This is a genomic window from Cellulomonas endometrii (assembly GCF_949769265.1).
In the GTDB taxonomy this organism is placed as follows: Bacteria; Actinomycetota; Actinomycetes; order Actinomycetales; family Cellulomonadaceae; genus Cellulomonas; species Cellulomonas endometrii.
In genome coordinates, this window is the sequence record NZ_CATKPC010000028.1 from 1 (window position 1) to 26,348 (window position 26,348).

The 26,348-nt window shown below is 75.3% G+C and carries 26 protein-coding genes; 16 read left to right on the forward strand and 10 right to left on the reverse strand.

Going from position 1 to position 26,348, the window contains the following annotated elements:
• Positions 1–101: 101 nt before the first annotated feature.
• A complete protein-coding gene (locus tag QNH85_RS19025; RefSeq protein ID WP_282948927.1) occupies positions 102–890 on the forward strand; it encodes a metal ABC transporter substrate-binding protein in 789 nt (262 codons plus the stop codon).
• Positions 891–913: 23 nt separating this feature from the next.
• On the opposite strand, the gene QNH85_RS19030 is transcribed toward QNH85_RS19025, so the two are convergent.
• Positions 914–1,183 carry a DUF7218 family protein gene (locus tag QNH85_RS19030; protein ID WP_282948929.1) on the reverse strand — a complete coding sequence of 90 codons (270 nt, stop codon included), beginning with the start codon at positions 1,181–1,183 and terminating at the stop codon, positions 914–916.
• A 109-nt stretch (positions 1,184–1,292) separates the two neighbouring features.
• Between QNH85_RS19030 and QNH85_RS19035 the strand changes: the two genes are divergently transcribed.
• The gene (locus QNH85_RS19035; RefSeq protein WP_282948931.1) at positions 1,293–2,006 is read left to right on the forward strand and encodes an alpha/beta hydrolase family protein; all 714 of its coding nucleotides are present in this window, start codon (positions 1,293–1,295) and stop codon (positions 2,004–2,006) included.
• A gap of 16 nt (positions 2,007–2,022) precedes the next feature.
• Here QNH85_RS19035 and QNH85_RS19040 read toward each other — a convergent pair whose 3' ends face one another.
• From QNH85_RS19040 to QNH85_RS19050, 3 genes are read right to left on the reverse strand one after another with little or no spacing between them, the layout of a single operon-like run.
• Complete coding sequence (locus QNH85_RS19040) at positions 2,023–2,502, reverse strand: heme-degrading domain-containing protein (protein WP_282948933.1); 480 nt, start codon at positions 2,500–2,502, stop codon at positions 2,023–2,025.
• A gap of 13 nt (positions 2,503–2,515) precedes the next feature.
• A complete protein-coding gene (locus QNH85_RS19045) occupies positions 2,516–3,193 on the reverse strand; it encodes a class I SAM-dependent methyltransferase (RefSeq protein ID WP_282948934.1) in 678 nt (225 codons plus the stop codon).
• Positions 3,190–4,224, reverse strand: a complete 1,035-nt coding sequence (locus tag QNH85_RS19050) for an NAD(P)/FAD-dependent oxidoreductase (RefSeq protein ID WP_282948936.1) — start codon at positions 4,222–4,224, stop codon at positions 3,190–3,192. The genes QNH85_RS19045 and QNH85_RS19050 overlap by 4 nt, the downstream gene beginning before the upstream one ends.
• A 90-nt stretch (positions 4,225–4,314) precedes the next feature.
• On the opposite strand from QNH85_RS19050, the gene QNH85_RS19055 reads away from it, so the two are divergent.
• Positions 4,315–4,929: a helix-turn-helix domain-containing protein gene (locus QNH85_RS19055; RefSeq protein WP_282948938.1), complete on the forward strand. Its 615-nt coding sequence runs from the start codon at positions 4,315–4,317 to the stop codon at positions 4,927–4,929.
• A gap of 12 nt (positions 4,930–4,941) precedes the next feature.
• Here the strand turns inward: QNH85_RS19055 and QNH85_RS19060 are convergent, their stop codons facing one another.
• Both QNH85_RS19060 and QNH85_RS19065 read right to left on the reverse strand, forming a co-directional pair.
• Positions 4,942–6,099, reverse strand: a complete 1,158-nt coding sequence (locus QNH85_RS19060; RefSeq protein ID WP_282948939.1) for an SLC13 family permease — start codon at positions 6,097–6,099, stop codon at positions 4,942–4,944.
• 68 nt (positions 6,100–6,167) lie between these two features.
• Positions 6,168–7,400 (reverse strand): AGE family epimerase/isomerase, encoded by a 1,233-nt coding sequence (locus QNH85_RS19065; protein ID WP_282948941.1) that lies wholly within the window; start codon positions 7,398–7,400, stop codon positions 6,168–6,170.
• A 316-nt stretch (positions 7,401–7,716) separates the two neighbouring features.
• Here QNH85_RS19065 and QNH85_RS19070 point away from each other — a divergent pair, with 316 nt between their 5' ends.
• The 8 genes from QNH85_RS19070 (at position 7,717) to QNH85_RS19105 (ending at position 16,909) form a co-directional block, all read left to right on the forward strand.
• Positions 7,717–8,493: an HAD family hydrolase gene (locus tag QNH85_RS19070; RefSeq protein ID WP_282948942.1), complete on the forward strand. Its 777-nt coding sequence runs from the start codon at positions 7,717–7,719 to the stop codon at positions 8,491–8,493.
• Complete coding sequence (locus QNH85_RS19075) at positions 8,490–11,003, forward strand: glycoside hydrolase family 65 protein (protein WP_282948944.1); 2,514 nt, start codon at positions 8,490–8,492, stop codon at positions 11,001–11,003. The genes QNH85_RS19070 and QNH85_RS19075 overlap by 4 nt, the downstream gene beginning before the upstream one ends.
• A gap of 208 nt (positions 11,004–11,211) precedes the next feature.
• The gene (gene adhE / locus QNH85_RS19080) at positions 11,212–13,938 is read left to right on the forward strand and encodes a bifunctional acetaldehyde-CoA/alcohol dehydrogenase (protein WP_282948946.1); all 2,727 of its coding nucleotides are present in this window, start codon (positions 11,212–11,214) and stop codon (positions 13,936–13,938) included.
• A gap of 145 nt (positions 13,939–14,083) precedes the next feature.
• Positions 14,084–14,599, forward strand: coding sequence for a hypothetical protein (locus QNH85_RS19085; protein ID WP_282948948.1), 516 nt, complete (start codon positions 14,084–14,086; stop codon positions 14,597–14,599).
• A gap of 117 nt (positions 14,600–14,716) precedes the next feature.
• Entirely contained in the window at positions 14,717–14,839 is a 123-nt protein-coding gene (locus tag QNH85_RS19090) for a molybdopterin oxidoreductase (protein WP_213281504.1), read from the forward strand.
• A 51-nt stretch (positions 14,840–14,890) separates the two neighbouring features.
• Entirely contained in the window at positions 14,891–15,145 is a 255-nt protein-coding gene (locus tag QNH85_RS19095) for a type II toxin-antitoxin system Phd/YefM family antitoxin (protein WP_213281505.1), read from the forward strand.
• Positions 15,130–15,528 carry a PIN domain-containing protein gene (locus QNH85_RS19100; protein WP_282948950.1) on the forward strand — a complete coding sequence of 133 codons (399 nt, stop codon included), beginning with the start codon at positions 15,130–15,132 and terminating at the stop codon, positions 15,526–15,528. Before QNH85_RS19095 ends, QNH85_RS19100 begins: the two co-directional genes overlap by 16 nt.
• Before the next feature lie 88 nt (positions 15,529–15,616).
• Positions 15,617–16,909, forward strand: a complete 1,293-nt coding sequence (locus tag QNH85_RS19105; RefSeq protein WP_282948951.1) for an aminotransferase class I/II-fold pyridoxal phosphate-dependent enzyme — start codon at positions 15,617–15,619, stop codon at positions 16,907–16,909.
• Between the two features lie 18 nt (positions 16,910–16,927).
• Here QNH85_RS19105 and QNH85_RS19110 read toward each other — a convergent pair whose 3' ends face one another.
• The 3 genes from QNH85_RS19110 to QNH85_RS19120 form a co-directional block, all read right to left on the reverse strand.
• On the reverse strand, positions 16,928–18,211 hold the full coding sequence (locus QNH85_RS19110; protein ID WP_282948953.1) for a multidrug effflux MFS transporter: 1,284 nt from the start codon (positions 18,209–18,211) through the stop codon (positions 16,928–16,930).
• 103 nt (positions 18,212–18,314) lie between these two features.
• Positions 18,315–19,427, reverse strand: a complete 1,113-nt coding sequence (locus tag QNH85_RS19115; RefSeq protein WP_282948955.1) for an adenylate/guanylate cyclase domain-containing protein — start codon at positions 19,425–19,427, stop codon at positions 18,315–18,317.
• Positions 19,424–20,347 (reverse strand): biotin--[acetyl-CoA-carboxylase] ligase, encoded by a 924-nt coding sequence (locus tag QNH85_RS19120; protein WP_282948957.1) that lies wholly within the window; start codon positions 20,345–20,347, stop codon positions 19,424–19,426. The genes QNH85_RS19115 and QNH85_RS19120 overlap by 4 nt, the downstream gene beginning before the upstream one ends.
• 102 nt (positions 20,348–20,449) lie before the next feature.
• Here QNH85_RS19120 and QNH85_RS19125 point away from each other — a divergent pair, with 102 nt between their 5' ends.
• The 4 genes from QNH85_RS19125 (at position 20,450) to QNH85_RS19140 (ending at position 24,683) form a co-directional block, all read left to right on the forward strand.
• A complete protein-coding gene (locus tag QNH85_RS19125; RefSeq protein ID WP_282948959.1) occupies positions 20,450–22,072 on the forward strand; it encodes an acyl-CoA carboxylase subunit beta in 1,623 nt (540 codons plus the stop codon).
• Positions 22,069–22,656, forward strand: a complete 588-nt coding sequence (locus tag QNH85_RS19130) for a hypothetical protein (protein ID WP_282948961.1) — start codon at positions 22,069–22,071, stop codon at positions 22,654–22,656. Before QNH85_RS19125 ends, QNH85_RS19130 begins: the two co-directional genes overlap by 4 nt.
• Entirely contained in the window at positions 22,653–22,892 is a 240-nt protein-coding gene (locus QNH85_RS19135) for an acyl-CoA carboxylase epsilon subunit (RefSeq protein ID WP_282948963.1), read from the forward strand. Before QNH85_RS19130 ends, QNH85_RS19135 begins: the two co-directional genes overlap by 4 nt.
• Before the next feature lie 66 nt (positions 22,893–22,958).
• Positions 22,959–24,683, forward strand: coding sequence for a DUF885 domain-containing protein (locus QNH85_RS19140; RefSeq protein WP_282948964.1), 1,725 nt, complete (start codon positions 22,959–22,961; stop codon positions 24,681–24,683).
• Positions 24,684–24,759: 76 nt separating this feature from the next.
• Here QNH85_RS19140 and QNH85_RS19145 read toward each other — a convergent pair whose 3' ends face one another.
• Complete coding sequence (locus QNH85_RS19145) at positions 24,760–25,449, reverse strand: vitamin K epoxide reductase family protein (protein WP_428830439.1); 690 nt, start codon at positions 25,447–25,449, stop codon at positions 24,760–24,762.
• 99 nt (positions 25,450–25,548) lie between these two features.
• Here QNH85_RS19145 and QNH85_RS19150 point away from each other — a divergent pair, with 99 nt between their 5' ends.
• Positions 25,549–26,178 carry a Maf family protein gene (locus tag QNH85_RS19150; RefSeq protein WP_282948966.1) on the forward strand — a complete coding sequence of 210 codons (630 nt, stop codon included), beginning with the start codon at positions 25,549–25,551 and terminating at the stop codon, positions 26,176–26,178.
• Positions 26,179–26,348: the final 170 nt, after the last annotated feature.

The following is a 26,348-nucleotide window of genomic DNA, read 5'->3' on the forward strand; positions in this document are numbered from 1 at the left end:
CCGGTCGACGTCGCCGAGGCCGTGGCGTTCCTCGCGTCGCCGCAGGCCGGCGGGGTCGTGGGGCAGGTGCTGCGGGTGTGCGGCCAGAGCATGGTCGGCCGGTGACGGCCGTCGCCACCGGGGCGGGGCGCGCAGGCGCCCTCGGCGCGCCGCCCCCGCCCGGCGGGGAGCCGCACGACCTGGAGCTCTCCCCGAGCAGCGTCGCGCGGCTCGGCGACGCGGACCTCGTCCTCTACCTGTCCGGCTTCCAGGCCGCGACCGACCAGGCCGTCGCGGCGTCGGACCCCGCGCACGCCGTGGACGTCGCCGCCGCGGCGGACCTCGAGGCCGGGCCGGACGGCACCGAGCCGGGCGGGTCGGGCTCCGGTCCGCTCGACCCGCACTTCTGGCTGGACCCGACCCGCCTGGCCGCCGTCGGGCACCAGGTCGCCGCGGAGCTCGCGGAGGCCGACCCGGCGCACGCGGACGCGTTCACCGCCGCCGCCGCCGACCTCGCCGCGGACCTGGAGTCGCTCGACGCCGAGCTCGCGGACGGGCTGGCCGCGTGCCGGGGGGCCACGCTCGTCGCGTCGCACGAGGCGTTCGGGTACCTCGCGGAGCGGTACGGGCTGCACCAGGTCGGTATCTCCGGCGTCGACCCCGAGGTCGAGCCGTCGCCGGCACGGCTGCGCGACGTCGCGGAGGTGGTCCGGGCGGAGGGCGTGCGCACGCTGTACTTCGAGGTGCTGGTCAGCCCGAAGGTCACGCAGACCCTGGCCGACCAGCTGGGTGTCGCCACCGCGGTGCTGGACCCGCTGGAGGGCATGGCCGAGCACGACGACCGCGACTACCTCGACGTGATGCGGGACAACCTGGACGCGCTCGCGACGGGCCTGGCCTGCGCCGCGTGACGCTCCGGTGCCCTGGGGCGGCGTCAGTGCGACCGCAGCGCCTCGACCAGGTCGGCCTTGTTCATCGACGACCGGCCCTCGATCCCCACCTCGGCGGCCTTCTTCCGCAGGTCGTCGACCGTCCAGTCCTCGTACGAGCCGGACTGGCCGCCCTTCTTCCCGACCGACGAGCGGCCGCGCGCGGCGGCGGCGTTCGCGATCCGCGCGGACTTCTCCTTGCTGTTGCCCTCGTCGCGGAGCTCCTCGTAGAGCCCCTTGTCCTTCACGCTCGGTCCCGGGTCACGGCGCGGCACGGCGGCCTCCTCGCATCGACGTCTGCGGACACCTCCGACTGTGCCCCCGCGCCGGTCGGGGCGCATCCGCACGGCGACGCCCCGGCGGCTCGGGGGTAGCGTGCCGGGCGTGACGCCCGACCCGACGCCGCCGGTCCGCGTGGTGGAGATCGATACCCCGCAGGGCCCGGCGCGCGCGCACGTGCACGCCCCGCCCGGGGTAGACGTGCCCGGGGTGGACGTGCCCGGGGTGGACGTGCCCGGGGTGGACGTGGGCGCGGCCGACGCGCGCGGGCGCCTCGCGCTCCCGGGTGCGCTCGTGCTCGGGCACGGCGCCGGCGGCGGGATCGGCGCCCCGGACCTGGTCGCCGTGACGGCTGCCGCGACCGCCTCCGGCCTCGCCGTGGTGCTGGTCGAGCAGCCGTACCGGGTCGCCGGCCGGCGCGTCGGCCCGCGCGGCCCGGCGCTGGACTCCGCGTGGACGGCCGTGCTGGCGCACCTGCGGGAGCACGTCCTCGACGCCCCGGTCGTCACCGGCGGGCGCTCGGCGGGCGCGCGCACCGCCTGCCGCACCGCGACGGCCACCGGTGCGGTCGGCGTGCTGTGCCTGGCGTTCCCGACGCAGCCGCCCGGCCGCCCCGACGCGCCGAGCCGCGTGCCCGAGCTGGACGCCGCGGGCGTCCCGGTGCTTGTCGTGCAGGGCGAGCGCGACCCCTACGGCACCCCGCCCGGCGCACCGGGCCGCACGGTGGTGACGGTCGCGGGCGACCACGCGCTCCGCAAGGACCTCCCGGCGGTCACGGGCGCGGTGCGCGCGTGGCTGCCGACGGTCCTCCCGGCCTGAGCCCCGCCCGCGGGGCTCAGCCGTCGAGGAACGTGCGGACGGCCTCGGTGACCAGCGCGTGGTCCTCCGCCTGCGGGAGGCCGGAGACGGTCACCGCGCCGACGACGCCCACGCCCTCGACGTGCACCGGGAAGGACCCGCCGTGGGCGGCGTACTCCTGCAGCGGCAGCTCGTGCACCGCGGCGAACGTCGTGCCCTTCGCCCGCGCGCGCAGGCCCTGCAGGTACGACGACGTGCCGAACCGCTCGACCACGCGGACCTTCCGCTCGACCCAGGAGTCGTTGTCGGCGCTGGTCCCCGGACGGGCGGCGTGGAACAGCTGCTGCGTGCCGCGCCGGACGTCGACGGTCACCGGCAGCGCCCGCTCGGTCGCCAGGCGCACCAGCAGCGAGCCCAGCTCCCACGCGTCGTCGTTGGTGAAGGTGGCGAAGCGCAGCTCCCGCTCCTGCCGCTCGACCTCGGCGATCAGTGCCTGCACGTCCGTCTCGTCGCTCATGCCGCCGATCCTGTCATCCCGCCGTCGCGCGCCGGACCGCGCGGACCACGGTGTCGCGGATGGTGACGTCCCGGCCGTCGGGGTCCTGGGCGGTCCGGGGCCGCGCCTCCGCGACCCGCAGGTCCCACTCACCGGGACGGAGCGCGGCGACCACGTCCTCGGGCGCGAAGAACAGGTCGGGCACGTCGGGCCGCCCGATCGTCGTGCCCAGGTCGCTCGCGTGGTGCGCGACCACCAGGAGCGTGCCGCCCGGCGCGACGGCATCCGACAGCCGCGCGAACGCGACGGCCCGGTCGGCCGGGGGCAGGTGCAGGAAGTGCGTCGTGACGAGGTCGTACCGCTCGCCGCCGGCGTCCCAGCCGGTCACGTCCGACCGCACGGTGCGGACCCGCGCCGCGATGTCCGGGCCCGCGGCCGCTGCGGCCTGCTCCACGCGGTCCAGGGCCGCCTGGGCCAGGTCCACCCCGGTCACCCGCCAGCCCCGTGCGGCGAGCCACAGCGCGTCGCCGCCCTCGCCGCACGCCATGTCCAGCGCGGCGCCCGGCGGCAGGTCGGAGACCTCGTCGACGAGCTGCACGTTCGGCCGCCCGCTCCACACCTGGCTGACGGAGCGGTACCGCTCCTCCCAGAACTCCCGGTCGTGCCGCACCTCGTGCGAGCCGTGCGGCCCGTGCCCGTCGTGCCCGCTCACAGCCCGTGCCGCCCGTCGCCCGCGAGCCGCCCGGCGAGCTCCCGCTCGGCCCGCGCGGAGAACGGCGCGGACTGCTCCGCGCGGTACCGCTCCACCGCCGCGCGGGTGTCCTCCGCCCCGAGCTCCGCGACCAGCGTCGCGGCCGCGCTGAGCCCGCCCGCCGCGGCGACGACGACCTGCGCCCGCAGGTCCGCCGCGTTGCCGACCACGCGGACGCCCGGCACCTCGGTCTCCCCGTCCGGCCCCGCCACGACCCGGGAGCCGACCACGCGCCCGTTCATCAGCAGCGGCTCGACCGTGAGCCCGAGCCCGGCCAGCCCGTCCAGCCGTGCCGCCATCCCGGTGGCCACCACCACGGCGTCGCACGGCAGCTGCACGCCGGACGCGAGGCGCACGCCCCGGAGCGCGTCGTCGACCACGACCAGCCCGGCCACCGTCCCGTCGACGACCCGGACCCCGAGCGCGGCGAGCTGCTCCCACTCCGCGTCGGTGGGCTCCTCGCCGGTGTGCAGCAGGAGCGTCACGTCGGGCGTCCACTGCCGCCACATCTGCGCCTGGTGCACGCCGAACGGCCCGGACCCGATGATCGCGACCGCGCGGTCCCGCACCTCCCAGCCGTGGCAGAACGGGCAGTGCAGGACGTCCCGCCCCCAGCGCTCCGCGACCCCGTCGACCGCGGGCAGCGTGTCCGACAGGCCGGTGGCGACCAGCACGCGGCGGGCGTGCACGACGCGCCCGTCGGCGAGCTCGGCGCGGAACAGCGCCCCGTCCCGCCGGGCGTCCGCGACGCGGTCCTCGACCACCTCGCCGCCGTACCCCTCGACCTCGGCACGGCCCCGGGCGAGCAGCTCGCCCGGCGGCAGGCCGTCGAGCCCGAGGTAGGCGTGCATGTGCGCCGCCGGCTTGTTCCGCGGTGTGCCGTCGTGCACCACCAGCACCCGACGGCGCGCCCGGGCCAGGGTGAGCGCCGCGCTCAGCCCCGCAGCCCCGCCGCCGACCACCAGCACGTCGTACCGGTCCTGCTCGTCCATGGTGCTCCTCCGCTCGTCTGCGTCCACGGTCCACGGTTCCGCGCGGAGCGCCACTTGACAAACGTCGTTGCCGGAACGGCAAATGGCTCCATGGCGGAGACCTCGGACCTGGACCCGGTGCTCGACGCGGTGGGCCCGCGGCTGCGCGCCCTGCGGCAGCGCAGCGGCGCGACCCTCGCCGACCTGTCCCGCACCACGGGCATCTCGGTGAGCACCCTGTCGCGGCTGGAGTCGGGCGGCCGCCGCCCCACCCTCGAGCTGCTGCTGCCGCTCGCCCGGGCGCACCAGGTGCCGCTCGACGAGCTCGTCGGGGCGCCGCAGACCGGCGACCCGCGCGTGCACGCCACGCCGTTCGAGCGCCACGGCGTGACGTACGTGCCGCTCACGCAGCGACCGGGCGGCCTGCAGGCGTACAAGCAGGTGTTCCCCGCCGGGCACCACCCCGGGCCGCCGGAGCCACGGACCCACGAGGGCTACGAGTGGATGTACGTCCTGTCGGGGCGGATCCGCCTGGTGCTCGGCGAGCACGACCTGCTGCTGCAGCCCGGCGAGGCCGTCGAGTTCGACACCCGGCTGCCGCACTGGTTCACCAACCCCGGGCCGGGCTCCGCGGAGGTGATCAGCCTCTGGGGCCCGCAGGGCGAGCGGATGCACATCCGCGCGCGGTCCACCCGCACCGCCCGGGCCGCCGACGCCGCCCCGTGACGCCCGGCCGGCTCAGCCCAGCGCGAGCACCGCCGCGACCACGCACAGCGGCGCCAGCCACAGCCCCTGCACCAGGAACGCCCGCGCCGGCACGTGCAGGAGCGCCTGCCGGCACCGCTGCCACCACAGCACCGTGGCCAGGGACGCCCACGGCGTGAGCAGCGGTCCGACCCCGGTCCCGATCAGCACGGCCGCGAGCCGCCGGGTGTCGTCCCCCGCGACCGGCTCGAGCACGAGGTACGCGGGCAGGTTGTTCACGAGGTTCGCCGCGCCCGCCGACAGCCCGGCGACGCCGAGCAGCGCGCCGGTCCCGCTCCCGCCGGGTGCGAGCGCCACGAGCGCGTCGCCCAGCCCGCGCACGTGCAGGGTCTCGACGAGCACGAACAGCGCGCCCACCACGAGCAGCATCCGCCACGGGACGAGGTCCCGCGCCCGGCCCGGCAGCGCCCGCCGGCGCACCCCGGTCGCGACCAGCAGCACGACCGCGGCGCCGGACGCGACCGCCCACACGGGCAGCCCGGCGACGAAGCCGGCGGCCATCACGGCGACGGCGGCGGCGGTGACGAGCAGCAGCGGCCGGTCGGGCGGCACGTACCGCTCCCCCGGCCGGAACCGCCCCCGCAGCTCCCGGCGGCCCCGGACGGCCAGCACGACCACGGTGACCAGGACGGCGGCGAGCGCGGGCGCCCACATCACCCCGACGTAGCCCGCGTCCTGCTCGGCGAACCGGCGGTCGGCCAGCAGGTTGGTGAGGTTCGAGACCGGGAGCAGCAGCGACGCGGTGTTCGCGAGCGCCACCACGGTCAGCGCGAGCAGCAGCGGCGACGTCCCCGTGCGCCGGGCGAGCGTGATGGCCAGCGGCGTCAGCAGCACCGCGGTCGTGTCGAGCGACAGCAGCACGGTCGACACGACGGCGATGGCCACGAGCAGCAGCCACAGCACCCACCGGCGGCCGCCGGCGGACCGGGCGGCGACGTCCGTCGCGACGTCGAACAGCCCGGCCGCGCCGCACAGCTCGGCCACCACGGTGAGCGCCGCGACCAGCACGAGCACCGGGCCCACCCGGGCCGCGAGCGCCACTGCGTCCGCGCCCGGGAGCGCGCCGGTCAGCACGACGACGGCGGCTGCCACGACGGCCGCCGCCCACCACGGGACGGACCGTCGGGACACGGCGGCACTCTAGGGCCGCGGCCGCGGGCCCGCCCGGCGGCGGACGGGCCCGGCGCGCCCCGCCTCCCTCAGTCCAGCAGCCCCTGGGCCAGCGCCGGCGCGATCACCGGGGTGAGCGGGAGCCGCGGCACGAGGGTCGCCTGCACCGCGTGGTACAGGTCGGCCTTGCCCTCCCACACGGTCCGGGACACGGTGTTGTCGGTGCCGAGCTCGTGCCACCAGGACCCGCCGTCCCGGTCGATCAGGTGCTGCTCGGCGTAGTCCCACCAGGTCGCGTACCAGTCGTCGAACCGCTGCTCCCCCGTGGCGGCGTGCAGGGCCGCGGCGGCCGCGATGCCCTCGGCGGCCACCCAGTGCATCCGCTCGCGGACCACCGGCGCCCCGGACCAGTCGACGGTGTAGACGAACCCCGGCGCGCCGTCGACGGACCAGCCCTCGCGGACGGCGGCGTCGAACAGGGACACCGCGTCGTCGAGCATCCACAGCGGCGCGACGTCGCCGGCGGCGGTGATCGCGGCCCGGGCGTGCAGGGTGAGGCGCGCCCACTCCAGCCAGTGCCCGATGGTGGCGCCGTACGGCCGGAACGGGTGCGCCGGGGTGTCGACGTTGTACTCCAGGTCGGCGTCCCAGCCGGCGTCGAAGTGCTCCGGGATGCGCCACGCGTTGTCGCGGGCGAACCCGTGCACGACGCGGGTGAGGATCCGCACCGCGCGGTCCAGCCAGACCCGCTCGCCCGTGACGCCGTGGGCCGCGAGGTACGCCTCGACGGTGTGCATGTTGGCGTTGACGCCGCGGTACCCGTCGAGCTCCGTGAACGTCCGGTCCCAGGACTCGACGGCCATCCCGGCCTCCTCGTCCCAGAACCGCTGCTCGGAGACGGTCAGGGCCTCGCGCAGCAGCGCCTCGGCGCCGGGGCGGCCCGCGGCGGCGGCGGACGACGTGGCCAGCACGACGAACGCGTGCGGGTAGGCGGCCTTGGCGTCGTCCCGGGGTGTGCCGTCGGCGTTCACCTCGGCGAACCAGCCGCCGTGCTCGGTGTCGCGGAACAGCCCGTCGAGCGCGGCGAGCCCGTGGTCCACGAGGGCCGCGTTGCCCGGCCGGCCCAGCAGGTGCGCGAGCGCGTACACGTGCGTCATCCGGCAGGTGATCCACAGCTCGACGGGCCCCGGCAGCGGCCGGCCCACGTCGTCCAGGCGCAGGAACCCCCCGGAGGGCGCGGCGGACGCCCTCCCGAAGGCGAGCAGGCGGTCGGTCTCGGTCTCCAGCCAGCGGGCGTGCGCGGGCGTCGTCAGCCACGTCATGGCTGTCACCCTAGTCACACCCGGCGCGCGCAGCAGCGCCGCGCGCGGGCCCGAAACCGCTGGCCGGGGCCACCGCGACGTGCCCGCGCGACGCGCAGCCGGACCTTTGACACCGCGTACCCGCCGCACGAGGATGGGCGCCGACCACCCGCGCGCGAGCGCCCGCACCGCCGCGTGGGTGCCCAGGTCCCGGCGACCGTGGCGCGTCCCTCCAGACGGCGGCGCCCTGACCGATCAGACTGGTGCCCTCCGGACCCGCACGCCCGCACGACCCCGCCCCTCCGCACCGCACTCCGCACCCCCTGGAGCACCTCCCGTGGCACCCGCGCCCGACCGTCCCACCGCGGTCCTCGACGGCCTCGACGCCGTCCTGTTCGACCTCGACGGGGTCCTCACCCCGACCGCCGTCGTGCACATGCACGCGTGGGCGCGCCTGTTCGCGCCGCTGCTCGACGAGCGGGGGGCCGCGCCGTACACGGACGCCGACTACTTCGCGCACATCGACGGCAAGCCCCGGTACGAGGGCGTCCGGTCGCTGCTGACCTCGCGCGGCATCGAGCTGCCGTGGGGGGACCCGTCCGACAGCCCCGACACCGCGACCGTCTGCGGCCTCGGCAACCGGAAGAACGCGGTGTTCACGCAGGTGCTCGAGTCGGAGGGCGTCGAGCCGTACCCCGGCTCGGTGCGGCTGGTCGACGCGCTGATCGCCGAGGGGCGCCGCGTCGCCGTCGTCTCCAGCAGCCGCAACGCCGTCCCGGTGCTCGCCGCCGCGGGCCTGACGGACCGCTTCCCCCTGGTCGTGGACGGGCTCGTCGCCGCCGAGCGCGGCCTGGCCGGCAAGCCGCGGCCGGACACCTACCTGTACGCCGCCGAGCAGCTGGGCGTGCCGCGCGAGCGCGCCGTCGTGGTCGAGGACGCCGAGTCCGGCGTCGCGTCCGGCCGCGCCGGGGACTTCGGCCTCGTGGTCGGCGTCGACCGGGGCGCCGGCGCCGACGTCCTCCTGGAGCAGGGCGCCGACCTGGTCGTGGACGACCTCGCCGAGCTCCTGCGCAGCACCCCCGACCGCACCGACACCGAGAGCACCGAGCCGTGAACCCGACCTCCCTGTTCACCCCCGACCCCCTGGACCGGCACCGGTTCCCGCGGGACCCGTGGAAGCTGCGCGAGACGCGGCACGACGCCTCGGACCTCGGCCGCACCGAGACGCTGTTCGCGGTCGGCAACGGCTACCTCGGCATGCGCGGCAACGTCGAGGAGGGCCGGGACAGCCACAGCCACGGCACGTTCATCAACGGGTTCCACGAGACCTGGCCGATCCGGCACGCCGAGGAGGCCTACGGCTTCGCGCGGGTGGGCCAGACGATCGTCAACGTCCCCGACGCCAAGATCATGCGGCTGTACGTCGACGACGAGCCGCTGCTGCTGACCGTCGCGGACCTGCACGAGTACGAGCGCGGCCTCGACTTCCGCGACGGCGTGCTCTACCGCGACCTGGTGTGGCAGACGCCGTCGGGCAAGCGGGCGCAGGTGCGCTCGAAGCGCATGGTGTCGTTCACCGAACGGCACCTCGCGGTCATGACGTACGAGGTCACGATGCTCGACGCCGACGCCCCGGTGGTCGTGAGCAGCCAGATCCTCAACCGGCAGGACGGCCAGGACGAGTACCACGTGCGGGCCGCCGCGATGGGCGAGGGCTTCGACCCGCGCAAGTCCGAGCAGCTGACGAACCGCGTCCTGGAGCCCCGCTCCCACTGGGGCGCGGACGGCCGGTACGTGCTGTCCTACCGCACGGCCGCGTCGGGGATGACCCTGTCGGTGGCCGCCGACCACAGCATCGAGACGGAGAACGCCTACGAGGAGCGCACGCTCGTCGAGGACGACCTCGCCAAGCACGTGTACCGGGTCGACGCGAAGCGCGGCCAGACCATCCGGATCACCAAGGTCGTGGCGTACCACTCGTCCCGCGGCGTGCCCGCGCGCGAGCTCGCGGACCGGTGCCGCCGCACCCTGGACCGCGTGCAGAAGACGGGCGTCGAGCAGCAGCTGGCCGACCAGCGCGCGTGGCTGGACGACTTCTGGGCGCGCAGCGACGTCGAGGTGCACGGCCAGCCCGAGCTGCAGCAGGCCATCCGGTGGAACCTGTTCCAGATCGCCCAGGCCACGGCCCGCTCCGAGGGCAGCGGCATCGCGGCGAAGGGCCTGACGGGGTCCGGCTACAGCGGGCACTACTTCTGGGACACCGAGATCTACGTCCTGCCGTTCCTCACGTACACGTCGCCGCGCGCGGCCCGCAACGCCCTGCGGTTCCGCTACACGATGCTCGACGCCGCCCGCCGCCGGGCCGCCGAGCTGAACCAGAACGGCGCGCTGTTCCCCTGGCGCACGATCAACGGCGAAGAGGCCTCGGCCTACTACGCCGCCGGCACCGCGCAGTACCACATCGACGCGGACATCGCCCACGCCGTGCGGCAGTACGTGGCCGCCACCGGCGACGACGGGTTCCTCGCGCGGGAGGCGATCGACATCCTCGTCGAGACCGCCCGCATGTGGGCCGACCTCGGGTTCTGGCGCGGCAGCAACGGCGACTCCTCGTTCCACATCCACGGCGTCACGGGCCCGGACGAGTACACGACCGTGGTGAACGACAACCTGTTCACCAACGTGATGGCCCGCGCGAACCTGCGCGGCGCCGTCGAGGCCGTGGACCGGCTCGCGCACGAGGACCCCGCCGCGCACGGGGCGATGGTCGCCCGCCTGCACCTCACGCAGGACGAGCTGGACGAGTGGGCGCACGCCGCCGAGCGGATGCACATCCCGTTCGACGAGCGCCTGGGCATCCACCCGCAGGACGCGCAGTTCCTGGAGAAGGAGCTGTGGGACCTGGCGAACACCGACCCGGCGAAGCGGCCGCTGCTGCTCTACTACCACCCGCTGGTGATCTACCGGTTCCAGGTGCTCAAGCAGGCGGACGTCGTGCTGGCGCTGTTCCTGCAGGGCGACCAGTTCACCCTCGAGGAGAAGCTGGCCGACTTCGACTACTACGACCCGCTGACCACCGGCGACTCCACGCTGTCGGCGGTCGTCCAGTCCATCGTCGCGTCCGAGGTCGGGTACCAGGAGCTCGCGCTGCGGTACTTCACCTCCGCGCTGTACGTGGACCTCGCTGACCTGCACCACAACACCTCCGACGGCGTGCACGTCGCGTCGGCCGGCGGCGTGTGGAGCGCGCTGGCGTGCGGGTTCGGCGGCCTGCGCGACCACGAGGGCGTCGTGTCCCTGGACCCGCGCCTGCCCGAGGTCTGGGACGGGCTGACGTTCCGCCTGACGCTGCGCGGCACCCGCGTGCGCGTCGACGTCCGGCACACCGAGCTCCGGCTCACGGTCGAGGACGGCGACGCGGCGGACGTCGTCGTGCGCGGCGAGCACGTGAAGGTCACCGCGGGCGACCCGGTCGTCGTCGCGCTCAGCCCCGCCCCGCGGCTGATCGGCACGCCGACCGTCCGCGACATCGAGGGCAACCGCCGCGCCGACGGCACGCTGCTGACCGCGACGGTGCCGGACCACCCGACGGTGCTCACGCCGCCGCCGATGCCGCACGACTGACGCCGCAGGCCCCGGCGGAGGCCCGTCGCACCCCCGGGGGCGGCGGGCCTTCGCGCGTCGCGGGGCGGCCGGGAGGGGCCCGCCGCCCGAGGACCTACGTCCCCGGGACTCCGGTCCCAGACTTTGTGAAAAGTTTCTCGATAGCGTGTTCCACGTGAGGCCGATGGAGTCCTCCGACCCCCACCCGGACCACCATCGGGAGAATCCCGTGACCATCACGACGAGCACCGACACCGCCGCCGCGATCGACCAGCTGGTCGACGGCGCCACCAAGGCGCTGGCCGAGTACGCCCACTTCACGCAGGAGGACGTCGACCGCCTGGTCAAGAAGGCCGCCGTCGCCGCGCTCGACCAGCACGGGCACCTCGCCGAGCTGGCCGTCGAGGAGACCGGCCGAGGCGTCTTCGAGGACAAGGCCGTCAAGAACATCTTCGCCTGCGAGCACGTCACCAACTCGATGGCGAGCCTCAAGACGGTCGGCGTCATCAGCCGCGACGAGATCAACGGCATCACCGAGATCGCCGAGCCGGTCGGCGTCATCTGCGCCATGACCCCGGTGACCAACCCGACCTCCACCGCCATCTTCAAGTCGCTCATCGCGCTGAAGACCCGCAACCCGATCATCTTCGCGTTCCACCCGAACGCGCAGAAGTCGTCCGTCGCCGCGGCGAAGGTCGTGCGGGACGCCGCGGTCGCCGCGGGCGCCCCGGAGCACTGCATCCAGTGGGTCGAGGCCCCCTCGATGGAGGCGACCGGCCTGCTGATGAACCACCCCGGCGTCTCGACGATCCTCGCGACCGGCGGCAACGCGATGGTCCGCGCCGCGTACTCCTGCGGCAAGCCGGCCCTCGGCGTCGGGGCGGGCAACGTCCCGGCCTACATCGAGAAGACCGCGAAGCTGAAGCGGGCCGTCAACGACGTGGTGCTGTCCAAGTCGTTCGACAACGGCATGATCTGCGCGTCCGAGCAGGCCGTCATCCTGGACGACGCGATCTACGACGCCGCGCTCGCCGAGTTCGCCGTGCTGCACGCCTACAAGGCGTCCAAGAAGGAGAAGGCGCTGCTGGAGAAGTTCATCTTCGGCGTCGAGGCCAAGGGCAAGAACTGCGCCGACGCGAAGCTGAACCCGACGGTCGTCGGCAAGTCGCCGCAGTGGATCGCCGAGCAGGCCGGCTTCACCGTCCCCGCGGACACCTCGATCATCCTGGCCGAGGTCTCCGGCGTCGGCCCCCAGGAGCCGCTGACCCGCGAGAAGCTGTGCCCCGTCCTCGCGGTGCTGCGCGCCGGCTCGACGGAGCAGGGCATCCAGCTCGCCGAGCAGATGGTGGAGTTCGACGGCCTCGGCCACTCCGCCGCGATCCACACCCAGGACGAGGCCCTGACCGAGGAGTACGGCTCCCGCGTCAAGGCGATCCGCGTCATCGCGAACGCCCCCTCGTCGCTCGGCGGCATCGGCGACATCTACAACGCCTTCATCCCGTCGCTCACCCTGGGCTGCGGCTCGTACGGCCACAACTCGGTGTCGAACAACGTGTCGGCGATCAACCTCGTGAACGTCAAGCGCGTGGGCCGGAGGAACAACAACTTGCAGTGGTTCAAGGTCCCCGCCAAGACGTACTTCGAGCCGAACGCCATCCGGTACCTGTCCGACATGGCCGACGTCGAGCGCGTCACCATCGTCACCGACGGCACCATGACCACGCTGGGCTTCGTGGACCGTGTGCTCGACGTCCTGAACCGCCGCGCCAACAAGGTGTCGGTCCAGATCATCGACCAGGTCGAGCCCGAGCCGTCCGTCAAGACGGTCCAGGCCGGCGCCGCGCAGATGCGCCACTTCCGCCCCGACACGATCATCGCGCTGGGCGGCGGCTCGCCGATGGACGCCGCGAAGGTCATGTGGCTGCTGTACGAGCACCCCGAGATCGTGTTCTCGGACCTCAAGCAGAAGTTCTTCGACGTCCGCAAGCGCGCGTTCAAGTTCCCGACGCTGGGCGAGCTCGCCAAGCTGGTCTGCATCCCGACCACGTCGGGCACCGGCGCCGAGGTCACCCCGTTCGCCGTCATCTCGGACCCCGACGCCGGCAAGAAGTACCCGCTGGCCGACTACGCCCTGACGCCGACCGTCGCGATCATCGACCCGGTCCTCACGTCCAAGATGCCGCGCTCGCTGGCCGCCGACTCCGGCTTCGACGCCCTGACCCACGCCACCGAGGCGTTCGTCGCGGTGTACGCCAACGACTTCACCGACGGCATGGCGCTGCAGGCCATCCGCCTCATCTTCGACAACCTGGCGCAGTCGGTGAACGGCGACCCGGCCGACCCGGCCACCAAGGACGCCCGCGAGAAGATGCACAACGCCGGCACCATCGCGGGCATGGCGTTCGGCAACGCCTTCCTCGGGATCGTGCACGCGATGGCGCACGTCATCGGCTCGACGTTCCACCTGGTCCACGGCCGGACGAACGCCACGCTGCTGCCGCACGTCATCCGGTACAACGGCCAGATCCCGACCAAGCTCACCAGCTGGCCGAAGTACGAGCACTACGTCGCCCCGGAGCGGTTCCAGCAGATCGCCCAGATGCTGGGCCTGCCCGCCGAGACCCCGGAGCAGGGCGTCGAGTCCTACGCGCTGGCGATCGAGGCGCTCCGGGCGAAGGTCGGCATCCCCGCGTCCTTCCAGGCGCAGGGCGTCGACGAGCAGGACTTCCTGTCCCGGCTCGACGAGGTCGCCATGGGCGCGTACGAGGACCAGTGCGCACCGGCCAACCCCCGGATGCCGATGCGCGCCGACATGAAGGACATCATGACCGCGGCCTACTACGGCACCTCCGTCGCTGAGGTGCGGGGCCGCCGCGAGCAGCAGCAGGGCGCGGACGTCGCGCCCGCCGGGGCGGGGGCCCCGGTCGAGGACGACGCCACGGTCGCGTCCTCCTGACCCCCTAGGGTCGGCTGCTCGCCGAGCGCCCCGTCCGCGGATCCCGCGGGCGGGGCGCTCCTCTGCGCCCGCACGGTGCCTCGGCGCGTCCGGGGCGCGCCCAGGTCCGCCTGGCACACTGGCCCCTCCCCGACGAGGAGGCCCCATGACCACCCGCCGCGCCACCCGCTCCGCCCGCGCCCTGCTCGCCGTCCCGCTGCTGCTCGGCGCGACCGCCCTGCTCGGTGCGTGCTCCGAGATCGACCAGGCGGCCGGCCAGGCCCAGTCCGCGGTCGAGTCCGCCCGTGACGCCGCCGACCAGGTCCGCGAGCTCGCCGACTCCGCCCGGGAGCGCGTCGAGTCCGCCCGCGCGACCGTCGACGACGTGACCGCCCGGCTGTCGGGCCTCGACGCGGACGCGCGCGCCGCGACCGAGGACGCGCTCGGTCAGGCGTCCACCGCGATGGACGACGCCACCGCCGCGCTGGACCAGGCGCAGGCGGACGGCTCGGCCGCCGCGCAGGAGCAGCTCGACTCGGCGCGCTCCAGCCTGGATTCCGCCCGGGCCGCGCTCGACTCGGCGTCCGGCCAGGTCGACGCGACGACCGCGGACGCCCTCGACCGCCTCGCGGAGCAGGTGGAGGAGCTGAGCCGCCAGGTCGGGGAGGCCGAGCAGGGCTGAGCCCCGCCCCGCCCGCGCACCTGGGCGAGACCTGGTACGACCGGTCCCGCAGAGGTCACCCGCAGGAGCGAGCGCGGACCACTTCACGCGGGGGTGGATCCTGCCGATCACTGGGGTATGACCACGCAGCACCCGCGCCCCCGGACCCGGCACCACGTGCCGTGGTGGGTCGCGTGCGCGTGGGGCTCGATCGGGCTGCTCGTCGCGGGCGGGCTGGCCGCGGCCTCCGGGGTCCTGTAGCCCTCAGGCGAGGGCCTGTCTGATTCTCAGATCGCGGAGTAGGCTCGTGACATGCGGACCGTCACAGCCACGCGCGCGTCCCGCGGGTTCTCCGACCTGCTGGACGCCGTCGAGCACGGCGAGACGATCTCCATCACGCGGGCCGGCCACGTCGTCGCCGAGATCCGCCCGGCGTCGCCCTCCACCGGACGCCGCCTGCACGAGGCCCTCGCCGGGATCCCCCCGCTGGACGACGACCTCGAGGCGGACATCGCCGCCGCGACGTCGCTGCTGACGGAGGACCCGGACCCGTGGCACGCCGGCTGATCCTGGACACGGGCGCGCTGATCGCCTTCGAGCGCGGGACGCTCGACCGGTCGGCGCTGTTCGACGACGACCTGGCGATCGCCGCCGTGACCGTCGCCGAGTTCCGCGTCGGCGTCGAGCTCGCCGACACCCCTGCCCGAGCCGCCTCCCGAGCACGCGCGCTCGCGGCGATCGTCGAGGCGACGACCGTGCTGGACTACACCGAGCGCACCGCCGTCGAGCACGCCCTGCTGCTCGCGCACGTCCGGCGCGTCGGGGTACCCCGCGGCGCCCACGACCTCATCATCGCGGCGCACGCCGCCGAGCACGGACGCGCGGTGGTCACGCTCGACCGGCATGCGGCGTTCGACGCGCTGCCCGGGGTCGAGATCGTCGAGCCCTGACCGTCACCGCCGACCGCACTGCGGGCAGCCCCGCGACGTGCCGGCGGCCGGGTCTACCCTCCTGGCGTCCCCTCACGACAGGACCCCCATGACGACGACCTCCCCCGCCGACCCCGCCGCCACGCCCGGCGGCCGGTGGCGCGACGTCGCCCGCGCGACCGGGCTGCTCGGCGCCGACGGCGTGCCGCGCCCGACGATCTTCGCGGAGATGTCGGCGCTCGCCGCGGCGACCGGCGCCCTCAACCTCGGTCAGGGGTTCCCCGACGTCGACGGCCCGGAGTCGGTCAAGCGCGTCGCCGCCGACGCGATCGCCGCGGGGGTCAACCAGTACCCGCCCGGCCCGGGCATCCCCGAGCTGCGCCGCGCCGTCGCGGACCACCAGCGGCGGCACTACGGGCTGGAGCCGGACCCGGACACCGAGGTGCTCGTCACCACCGGCGCGACGGAGGCGCTGGCGGCGGCGGTGCTCGCGCTGACGGAGCCCGGCGACGAGGTGCTGACCCTCGAGCCGTTCTACGACTCCTACGCCGCCGTCATCGGCCTGGCGGGCGCGCGGCACACCACCGCCCCGCTCCTCGCGACCCCGGACGGGTTCCGGCTCGACGCCGAGGCGCTGCGCGCGGCCGTCACCGACCGCACCCGGATGATCCTGCTGAACACCCCGCACAACCCGACCGGCGCCGTCCTGACCCGCGAGGAGCTCGCGGTCGTCGCGGAGGTCGCGGAGCGGCACGACTGCCTCGTGGTCACCGACGAGGTCTACGAGCACCTCACCTACGACGGCGTGCGGCACGTCCCGTTCGCGACCCTGCCGGGCGCCGCGTCCCGGACGCTCACGATCTCGTCCGCGGGGAAGACGTTCTCGTTCACCGGCTGGAAGATCGGCTGGGTGACCGGCCCCGCCGCCCTGGTGGACGCCGTGCGCGCGGTGAAGCAGTTCCTCACGTACGTGTCGGGCGCCCCGTTCCAGCCGGCGGTCGCGCACGCCCTCGCGCTGGAGACGCTGGGCGACGCCGCACCGGACTCCGGGTGGATCGCGGACCTCGCCGGCTCGCTCGCCCACCGCCGGGACCTGCTGAGCGCCGGGCTGGCCGAGGCGGGCTTCGACGTCGTGCGGCCGCAGGGCACGTACTTCGTGGTCGCGGACGCCGCGCGGCTGCTGGCGGGCCCGCTCGCGGGCTCGGGCCTGACGGACGCGGCGGACCTGTGCCGGGCCCTGCCGCGGCTGGCGGGCGTGGTCGGGGTCCCCGTCACGGCGTTCACGCACGCGGGCTCGCCGGCCGACCGTGCGCTGCGCACGGCCGTGCGGTTCACGTTCGTCAAGCAGGAGGCCGTGCTGCGCGAGGCGACGGCGCGCCTGGCGTCGGCCTTCGGGGCCTGACCCCTCGCTCCCGCCGCGTCAGGTCGCCGGGCGGTCGCTCTCGGTCCAGCCGCCGCGGCGGTAGGCCGGGGTCGCCAGCGCGAGCACCAGCAGCGCGCCCCCCGCGCCGCCGAGCATGACCGTCGCCATCGCCCACGCGGACTCGCCGAGCACCCCGACGAGCGGGGCGACCACCCCGGACACGCCGGCCTGCAGCGCCCCGATGAACGCCGCCGCGGTCCCCGCGCGCTCGCCGTGCCGCGACAGCGCGATGGCCGAGGCGTTCGGCGGCGTGAAGTTCACCAGCGACATGATGAGGAACAGCACCACCAGCAGCGCGGGGAGCCCGCCGGCGCCGGTGATCGCGAGGACGAGCAGCACCAGGACCAGCGCGAACGACAGCGGCAGCGCCACCCGGATGATCTGGATCGGGGCGTACCGGCGGACCAGCGCGGCGTTCACCTGCGCCCCGCCGACGAGCCCGATGCCGTTGATGGCGAAGATCAGCGCGAACTGGCTCGACGACAGCCCGTAGCCCTCCCGCAGCACGAACGGCGAGCCCACCACGTAGCTCATCAGCACCGCCAGCCCGAGGCCCGGCAGCAGCGCGAGCGCCACGAAGTGCCGGTCGCGCAGCAGCACCCGGTACCCCGCCCAGGCGCCGCGGGTCGACGCGACCCGGCGGTGCACGGGCAGCGTCTCGGGCAGCCGCAGGAACACGACCACCCACAGCACCGCGCCGTAGATCGCCAGCGCGACGAACACCGCCCGCCAGCCGAACTCGCCGGCGATCAGCCCGCCGACGCTCGGCGCGAACAGCGGGGCGACACCGATCACGAGCATCAGCCGCGACAGCAGCCGCGAGGCGTCCGGACCGACGAACCGGTCCCGGATCACGGCCATCGCGACCACCGACGCGGACGCGTTGAAGAAGCCCTGGACCATCCGCAGCCCGATCAGCGGCAGGATCGCCGGGGCGACCGCGCACAGCAGCGAGGTGACGATGTGCAGCGCCACGCCGACCAGGACCGGGGCGCGCCGGCCGAACCGGTCGGACATCGGGCCGATGACCAGCTGCCCGGCCGCGCCGCCGACGAGCATCATCGTCATCGTCAGCTGGGCCGCCGCCGCGCTGGTGTCGAGGTCGCGCGCGACGTCGGGCAGGGACGGCAGGTAGATGTCCGTCGTGATCGCGGGGAGGGCCGTCATCACGCCGAGCAGCAGGATGTACTTGGCGTTCGGCTTGAAGACCGGCGCCGCGACCTGGCCGACGGGAACGGTCGCGCGGCCGGGTGGTGCGGGGGTCGGGTCGGCGGTGCTCATGTGGCCCGATCGTCCCATGCGCGAACCGCCGTCGCGAATCGTTTCGATCGCCGCCGCCCGGGCCGGGTGGGGCGGCGTGGGCGGCGCTCCGGGACCTCGCAGGTCAGGCGCGGGTGCCGCTGACGCGGACCGGCGCCATCCGCCCGATGCCCTCGAGCTCGCGCTCCGGCAGGGGCTCCAGCACCATCCCGGGGACCTCGACGAGCAAGCGCGCCGTGGACGGGTCGGTGAGCACCGTGCTGGGGTCCGCGATGTCCGTCAGCCGCGCGGCCACGTTCACCGACGGGCCGAACACGTCGCCGAACCGGGACAGGACGCGCCCCCACACCACGCCGACCCGCACGGGCGTGACGCCGCGCGCTCCCTCGGCGAGCCCGCCGGCACCCCGCTCGCGCTCGACGTCGAGGTCACCGCCGAGCACCCGCGCCAGCTCCAGGGCGACCCGCGCCCCGGTCCGGACGTCGTCCGCGACGAACAGCACCGCGTCCCCGATCGTCTTCACCACGCGGGCACCGCCCTGCGTCACGACGTCGCGCGCGGCGGTCTCGAAGCGCTGCACGAAGTCGGACAGGTCGGTGGACCCGAGACCGGCCGTGCGCCGGGTGAACGACACCATGTCGGCGAAGCCCACCGCCCGCGCCAGGGGCAGCGCCGCGGGGTCGCCGGTCACGTCCTGGCCGGCGGCGAACTCGACGGCGTACCGCGCGGCGATCGCCGCGAGGTGCCGCCGGTAGGAGTGCAGCAGCTGCGCCTCGAGCACGGGGGCGAGGTCCGGCAGCTCGTCCAGCACGGCGCGGCGGGCGGCGGGGTCGTCGAGGCCGTGCCGGGTCGCCATGTCCTCGACCAGCGCCTCGACCTGCCACAGCGCGAGCCGGTCGCTCGTGTGCCCGAGCGCGCGGGTCAGCGAGATCATCGTGCGGCTGCCCAGCTGGTCCTCGCGGATCAGCTCCGCGGCCTTGTCGACGGCCTCCGCGTCCCGGCAGGTGAACGCCCGGTCGTCCGCGTCGGGGTGCGGCAGCCCGAGCGTCCGCCAGTACAGGCGCACGAGCTCCACGTCGAGGCCCGACCGCTCCGCGAGGTCCCGCAGCGTGAGGGTGCGGGGGCCGCCCAGCAGCACCGCGTCGAGCGCGGCCGCGGGCGCCGTGGCGAGGTCCGGCGCAGCGGCCGGACCGCCGCCGTCGGCCGCCTGCACGTCGTCCTGCGCTCCGTCCGTCACTCCGCCGACCCTAGTTCACCGACCGGCCGCACGTGACGCACGTCACCGGCCAGCAGGGTCCGCTCGGCGCCCGTCCCGTCCCGGACGACGAGGGCGCCGTCGGCGGCGATCCGCACCGCCGTGCCCCGCAGCTCGGTGCCGTCGGGGAGGGTCGCCCGGACCACCGCGCCGAGCGTCCGGCACGACGCGGCGACCTCGGCGGCCAGCCCGCTCGCGGCGACGTCGCCGCGGTGCGCCCGCCACCGCTCCAGCAGCCCGGTGACCTCCCGCACGACGCCGACCAGGACGTCCGTGCGGTCCACGCCGGGCGCCCCGGCCGCCCGCAGCGACGTCGCGCTCGGCACCGGCAGCTCCGCCGGCGTCTGACCGACGTTCACGCCGATCCCGAGCACGACGACACCGTCGGCGCCCGCGCCGGGCGCCACCTCCGCGAGGATGCCGGCGGCCTTCCGCTCGCGCCCCCAGCCGGGCAGGTCCTCGCCGTCCGCCGCGGGCACCAGCACGTCGTTCGGCCACTTCAGCCCCGCGTCGAGCCCGGTCGCCGCCCGGACCGCGCGCACGACGCCGAGCCCGGTCAGCAGCGGCAGCCAGCCCCAGCGGTCCCGCGGCACGCCGGGGCGCACCGCGAGGGACAGGGTCAGCGCCGCGCCGGGCGGGGTGGTCCACGTGTGCCCCGCGCGGCCGCGGCCCGCCTCCTGGTGCTCGGCGACCAGCAGCCCGCCGTCCGCCCAGCCGGCGTCGTCGCGCAGCCGCGCGAGCAGCTCTGTGCTGGTCGAGCCGGCGCGCGCGACGACCTCGCACCGGTGCAGCGGCCCGGCCGGGGCGAGCAGCGCCGCCCGGACGTCGCCGGCGCGCAGCGGCGCCCGCGCGGGGTCGGTCGGTCCGGCGGCGGGGCCGGCGGAGTGGGTGCGGTCGGTCACGCCGCCATCCTCCGCGGTTGTCGCATCCCCACGACCCGACACGCCGAGGTCCGTCGCCGTCGCCCACCGCGGCCGGGCGGGTCGCCCACTAGCCTTCCTCGGGTGACCGACTCCCCCGCGCCGCACAGCCCTGCGCCGTCGTCCGAACCTCCGCCCGCCGGCACCGCCGCCAAGGTCGCGGACCTGGCCGACCGCTACCGGCGCGCCGTCACCGACCCGGAGGCGGCCGCCGCCGAGAAGCAGCACGCGCGCGGCAAGCGCACCGCCCGCGAGCGCATCGAGTCCCTGCTGGACCCGGGCTCGTTCACCGAGCTCGACGCGTTCGTCCGGCACCGCTCCACCAACTTCGGGCTGGACCGCAAGCGCGTCCCGGGCGACGGCGTCGTCGTCGGGCACGGCACGGTCGACGGCCGGCCGGTCGCGGTGTACTCCCAGGACTTCACGGTCTTCGGCGGCAGCCTCGGCGAGGTGCACGGCCAGAAGATCACCAAGGTGATGGACCTGGCGCTGCGGACCGGGATGCCGCTCGTGGGCATCAGCGACGGCGGCGGCGCGCGCATCCAGGAGGGCGTCGCCGGCCTCACGCAGTTCGCGGAGATCTTCCGCCGGAACGTCGCGGCCTCGGGCGTCATCCCGCAGATCAGCCTCATCCTCGGCCCGTCCGCCGGCGGCGCGGTGTACTCCCCGGCGCTGACCGACTTCATCGTGATGGCCGACGGCACGTCGAACATGTTCATCACCGGACCGGACGTGATCCGCGCGGTGACGGGCGAGGACGTCGGCTTCGAGGAGCTCGGCGGCGCGACGACCCACAACACCCGGTCCGGGGTCGCGCACTACCTGGCCTCCGACGAGGACGACGCGCTGGACTACGTGCGCCAGCTGCTGTCGTACCTCCCCCAGAACAACCTGTCCGACCCGCCCGCGTACCCGCACGAGAGCGACCTCGACGTCACGGACGAGGACCTCGAGCTCGACACCCTCGTGCCGGACTCCGACAGCCAGCCGTACGACATGCGGACCGTCGTCGAGCACGTGCTGGACGACGGCGAGCTGCTCGAGGTGCAGCCGCTGTTCGCGCGCAACGTGCTGGTGGGCTTCGGCCGCGTCGAGGGCCACGCGGTCGGCGTCGTCGCGAACCAGCCGCTGACGATGGCCGGGACGCTGGACATCGACGCCGCGGAGAAGGCCGCGCGGTTCGTGCGGACCTGCGACGCGTTCGGGCTGCCGGTGCTGACGTTCGTGGACGTCCCGGGGTTCCTGCCCGGCACCGACCAGGAGTGGAACGGCATCATCCGGCGCGGCGCGAAGCTCATCTACGCGTACGCCGAGGCGACCGTCCCGCTCGTCACCGTCATCACCCGCAAGGCGTACGGTGGCGCGTACATCGTCATGGGGTCCAAGCAGCTCGGTGCCGACGTGAACCTCGCGTGGCCCACCGCCCAGATCGCGGTCATGGGCGCCGGGGGCGCCGTGAACATCCTGCAGCGCGGGGCCCTGAAGCAGGTGGCGGAGGCCGGCGGGGACGTCGACGCCGAGCGGGCCCGCCTGACCCGCGAGTACGAGGAGGCCATCGTGAACCCCTGGGACGCCGCCGACCGCGGCTACGTGGACGCGGTGATCGCGCCCGCGGAGACGCGCTCGCAGATCGCGCGCTCCCTGCGCGTGCTGCGCACCAAGCGCGCGGCGCTGCCGCCCAAGAAGCACGGGAACATCCCGCTGTGACGGGCGACGCGAACCTGCCCGGGGCCGAGGGCCACGACGGGCACGACGAGCACGGGCACGACGCGCACGACCACAGCGGCGGGGCGCACGGCTCCGAGCCGCTGCCGGGCGTCGACACCGGCGCGCTGCACGCCACGGTCGCCGAGCTCGCCGTCGCGCTGCACGAGTACGTCGACACCGCCGCCGGGGTGCGCGCGGAGTTCGGCGCGGGCGAGGCCGACGAGGACCCCCGCGTGCTCGCGCTCGAGAACCGCGTGTCGGCCCTCAACGCCCGGCTCTACGACCAGCTGCACGAGAGCCTGGGCATGCACTCCGAGCTCACGGGCATGACCTGGGAGGAGGAGGCCCGCCCCGCCAGCGAGCCCCTGGCCGACGAGGACACCGACGAGTTCCACCTGGGCTTCGTGGTCAGCGTGCCGAGCGGCCCGTCCGACCAGTCGATCGACGCGGTGCTCGGCATCGTGGACAACGGCGGCGCCGAGATCGTCGAGCGGCTGCTGGACAGCGGGTTCACCGTCGAGGGCTGGGGCGCCGCCCGTGGCGCGCCGGTGTCGTTCGACGACGACGACGAGGACCAGGCGTGACCGACCCGCGCACGGAGGCGCCGGCGCACGTCCAGGTCGTGCGCGGCACGCCGGACGACGTCGAGCTCGCCGCCCTCGTGGCCGGGCTGGTGGCCGCCGCCGGCACGGGCGAGGACGACGGCGACGACCCCGCCGAGGGCCGTTCCGCGTGGTCCGACCGCGCGCGCACCGTGCCCGGGGCGGGAGCCACGTGGCGCACGGGCGGGGACGCCTGGCGGCACAGCCTGCGCGGCTGACCGACCTCGCGGCGACCCGGGAATTCTGCGCGAGCGACGCCCGCGCGCGCGGGTAGGGTCGGCCGGGTGACCACTGCACCCACCGCTGACGGCGGGGCGCCCGAGCGTCCCGCGACCCCGATCGACGCGATCGCCGACTCCTACGTCACCACGCTGGCCGCGCTGGACCCGATGGACGCGACCGTCCTCGGCATCCCGGGGCACGACCACGAGGTGACGGACCTGTCCCCCGCCGGGCACGAGGCCCGCGCCGAGGCGGCACGCGCCACCCTGCTGGCCCTCGACGGCCACGCGCCGAGCGACGACGTGGACGAGGTCACCCTCGCCGCGATGCGTGAGCGGCTCGGCCTGCAGCTCGAGCTGCACGACGCCGGCGAGCTGCTCGCCGACCTCAACGTGATCGCCTCGCCCGTGCAGAACCTGCGCGACGTCTTCGACGTCATGAACACCGACGGCGCCGAGGCCTGGTCGACCATCGCCCAGCGCCTCACCCGGCTGCCGGAGGCGGGCGCCGGCTACGTCGAGTCGCTGCGCCTGGCCGCCTCGCAGGGCCGCGTCCCCGCGATCCGGCAGGTCCGCGAGGCCGTGACGCAGGCCCAGGAGCTCGCCGACCCGTCGACGTCGTTCTTCACGTCGTTCGTCGACGGCCCCGAGGCGCAGGCGGCCGTCGCGGCCGGCGGCGGCGACGCCCTGCGCGCGGACCTCGAGCGCGGCGCCGAGGCGGCCCGGCAGACCTACGCCGAGCTGGTGACCTTCCTGCGGGACGAGCTCGCGCCGCAGGCACCGCAGGCGGACGCGGCCGGCCGCGAGCGCTACGCCCTGTGGTCCCGGTACTTCCTCGGCGCGACCGTCGACCTGGACGAGACCTACCAGTGGGGCCTGGAGGAGCTCGACCGGGTCGTCGCGGAGCAGGAGCGCGTCGCCGCCGAGATCGCCGGTCCGGGCGCGACCGTCGAGCAGGCCGTCGCCGTGCTCGACCAGGACCCGAGCCGGCGCCTGGAGGGCACCACCGCCCTGCGGGAGTGGATGCAGGCCACCTCCGACGCGGCGGTCGAGGCGCTGGACGGCGTGCACTTCGCCATCCCCGGCCCGATCCGCACCCTGGAGTGCCGCATCGCCCCGACGCAGAACGGCGGCATCTACTACACGGGACCGTCGGACGACTTCAGCCGCCCGGGCCGCATGTGGTGGTCCGTGCCGCCGGGCGTCACCACGTTCAACACCTGGCGCGAGAAGACGACCGTCTACCACGAGGGCGTCCCCGGCCACCACCTGCAGATCGGGCAGGCGGTGTACCAGCGGGCGACCCTGAACTCGTGGCGCCGGCTGGCGTGCTGGGTGTCCGGCCACGGCGAGGGCTGGGCGCTGTACGCCGAGCGGCTCATGGCGGACCTGGGCTTCCTGGACGACCCGGGCGACCGGCTCGGGATGCTCGACGGGCAGCGGATGCGCGCCGCGCGCGTCGTCCTGGACCTCGGCGTGCACCTCGGGCTGCCCGCGCCCGAGCGCTGGGGCGGCGGCACCTGGGACGCGGACAAGGCGTGGGAGTTCCTGCGCGCGAACGTCAACATGCCGGAGCAGTTCATCCGGTTCGAGCTGAACCGCTACCTCGGCTGGCCCGGGCAGGCGCCCGCGTACAAGATCGGCCAGCGCATCTGGGAGCAGGTGCGCGACGGCGCGTCGGCCTCGGCGCAGGCCCGCGGCGAGGCGTTCGACCTGCGCGAGTTCCACGCGCGGGCGCTCGGCATGGGCGCGCTGCCGCTCGACGTGCTGCGCGGCGCCCTGGCGTGACCCCGCGTCGCCCCTGACGCGACGACGGCCCCGGACCACCACGGTCCGGGGCCGTCGTCGTCGGTGCGGCGGCCGGTCAGCCCAGCAGCGACGGCCCGTACTTGAGGACGACCGCCGCCAGGAACAGCACCAGCCACGCGGCGGTGACGTACCAGTCCAGGCCGGCGGCGACGAAGTCCCGCGCCCACGGCCCCGCGCGGCCGGGCAGGCGCAGGTTCCCGTCCCGCACGTTCCACCGGGTCAGCCCCGCCCACACCAGCGTGGTCGTGATCGTGATGAGCAGGCACCAGGGGCACAGGGCGCCGATCACGAAGTAGGACTGCAGGAACAGCCAGTACGCGAACAGCAGGGCGACGGTGTACACGACCTGCGTGCCGAGCATGAACCAGCGCGGGAACCGCACCCCGCCGATCGCCGCGACGGAGATCGTGATGACCGCGACCTCGAACGCGATGCCCAGGAACGCGTTGGGGAAGCCCAGCAGCTGCGCCTGCCACGTCCGGGCCACCGTCCCGCACGAGACGACCGAGCTGAGGTCGCAGCCGAACGTCCGGTCCGGGTCCGCGGCGAGGTGCCACGCCTCGATCGACAGCACGAACGACGTGTAGAGGCCGAGGAGCCCCGACACGACCATCTCGATCGCGGTCCGGCGCCGCCACGCGCGGCGGGCGGGCGAGTCCGGGTCCGGGTCCACCGGGTCGGCGGCGTCGCCGCGCACGCGGGTGGCCGTCGCTGTGCTGGGCTCGGTCGTGCTGGGCTCGGTCACGCTCGTCATCGTCGCACCCTCCGCTGGGATCTTCCCGGGAATCATCGGCACCGGCGGCCCCCCGGCCGAGGGACGTACGTCCCCGTAGGCTCCTGCCCCGTGACGACCCTCGTGCTCGCCTCCGCGTCCCCTGCCCGGCTGGCCACGCTGCGCGCCGCCGGCGTCGAGCCCCGGGTGGCCGTGTCCGCCGTCGACGAGCCCGCGGTGCTCGCCGCCGCCGGGGACGTCCCGCCGGCCGAGGCGGTGCTGCTGCTCGCCCGGGCCAAGGCGCGGGACGTCGCGCCCGCCCACGCCGGCAGCCTGGTGCTCGGGTGCGACTCGATGCTCGAGCTGGACGGCGAGGTGCTGGGCAAGCCCGCGGACGCCGCCGAGGCGGTCGCCCGCTGGCGGGCGATGCGCGGGCGGTCCGGGCGGCTGCACACCGGCCACTGGCTGGTCGACCGGCGCGACGGGGCCGGGGCGGGGCCGGACGCCGAGGCGGGCGCGACGTCCACGACGGTCGTGCACTTCGCCGACGTGACCGACGCGGAGGTCGACGCCTACGTCGCGACCGGCGAGCCGCTGTGGGTGGCGGGCGCGTTCACGATCGACGGCCTCGGCGGCCCGTTCGTCGCGGGCATCGAGGGCGACCACCACGGCGTCGTGGGGCTGAGCCTCCCGCTGCTCCGCACGCTCCTGGCCGACCGCGGTGTCCCCATCACGGCCCTCTGGACCCGCCTCCCCGCCTGACCCCGCCTCCCTGACCCGCCTCCCCGCCTGACCCCGCCTCCGCGCCCGACCCCGCCTCCCCGCCTGACCCCGCCTCCGCGGGTGGACGATCCGGACGAACATGCCCACGGCGTGTCCGTCCGGATGATCCACTCGGGGAGGGACGGCGCGACGGGGGTTGTCCGGTCGGG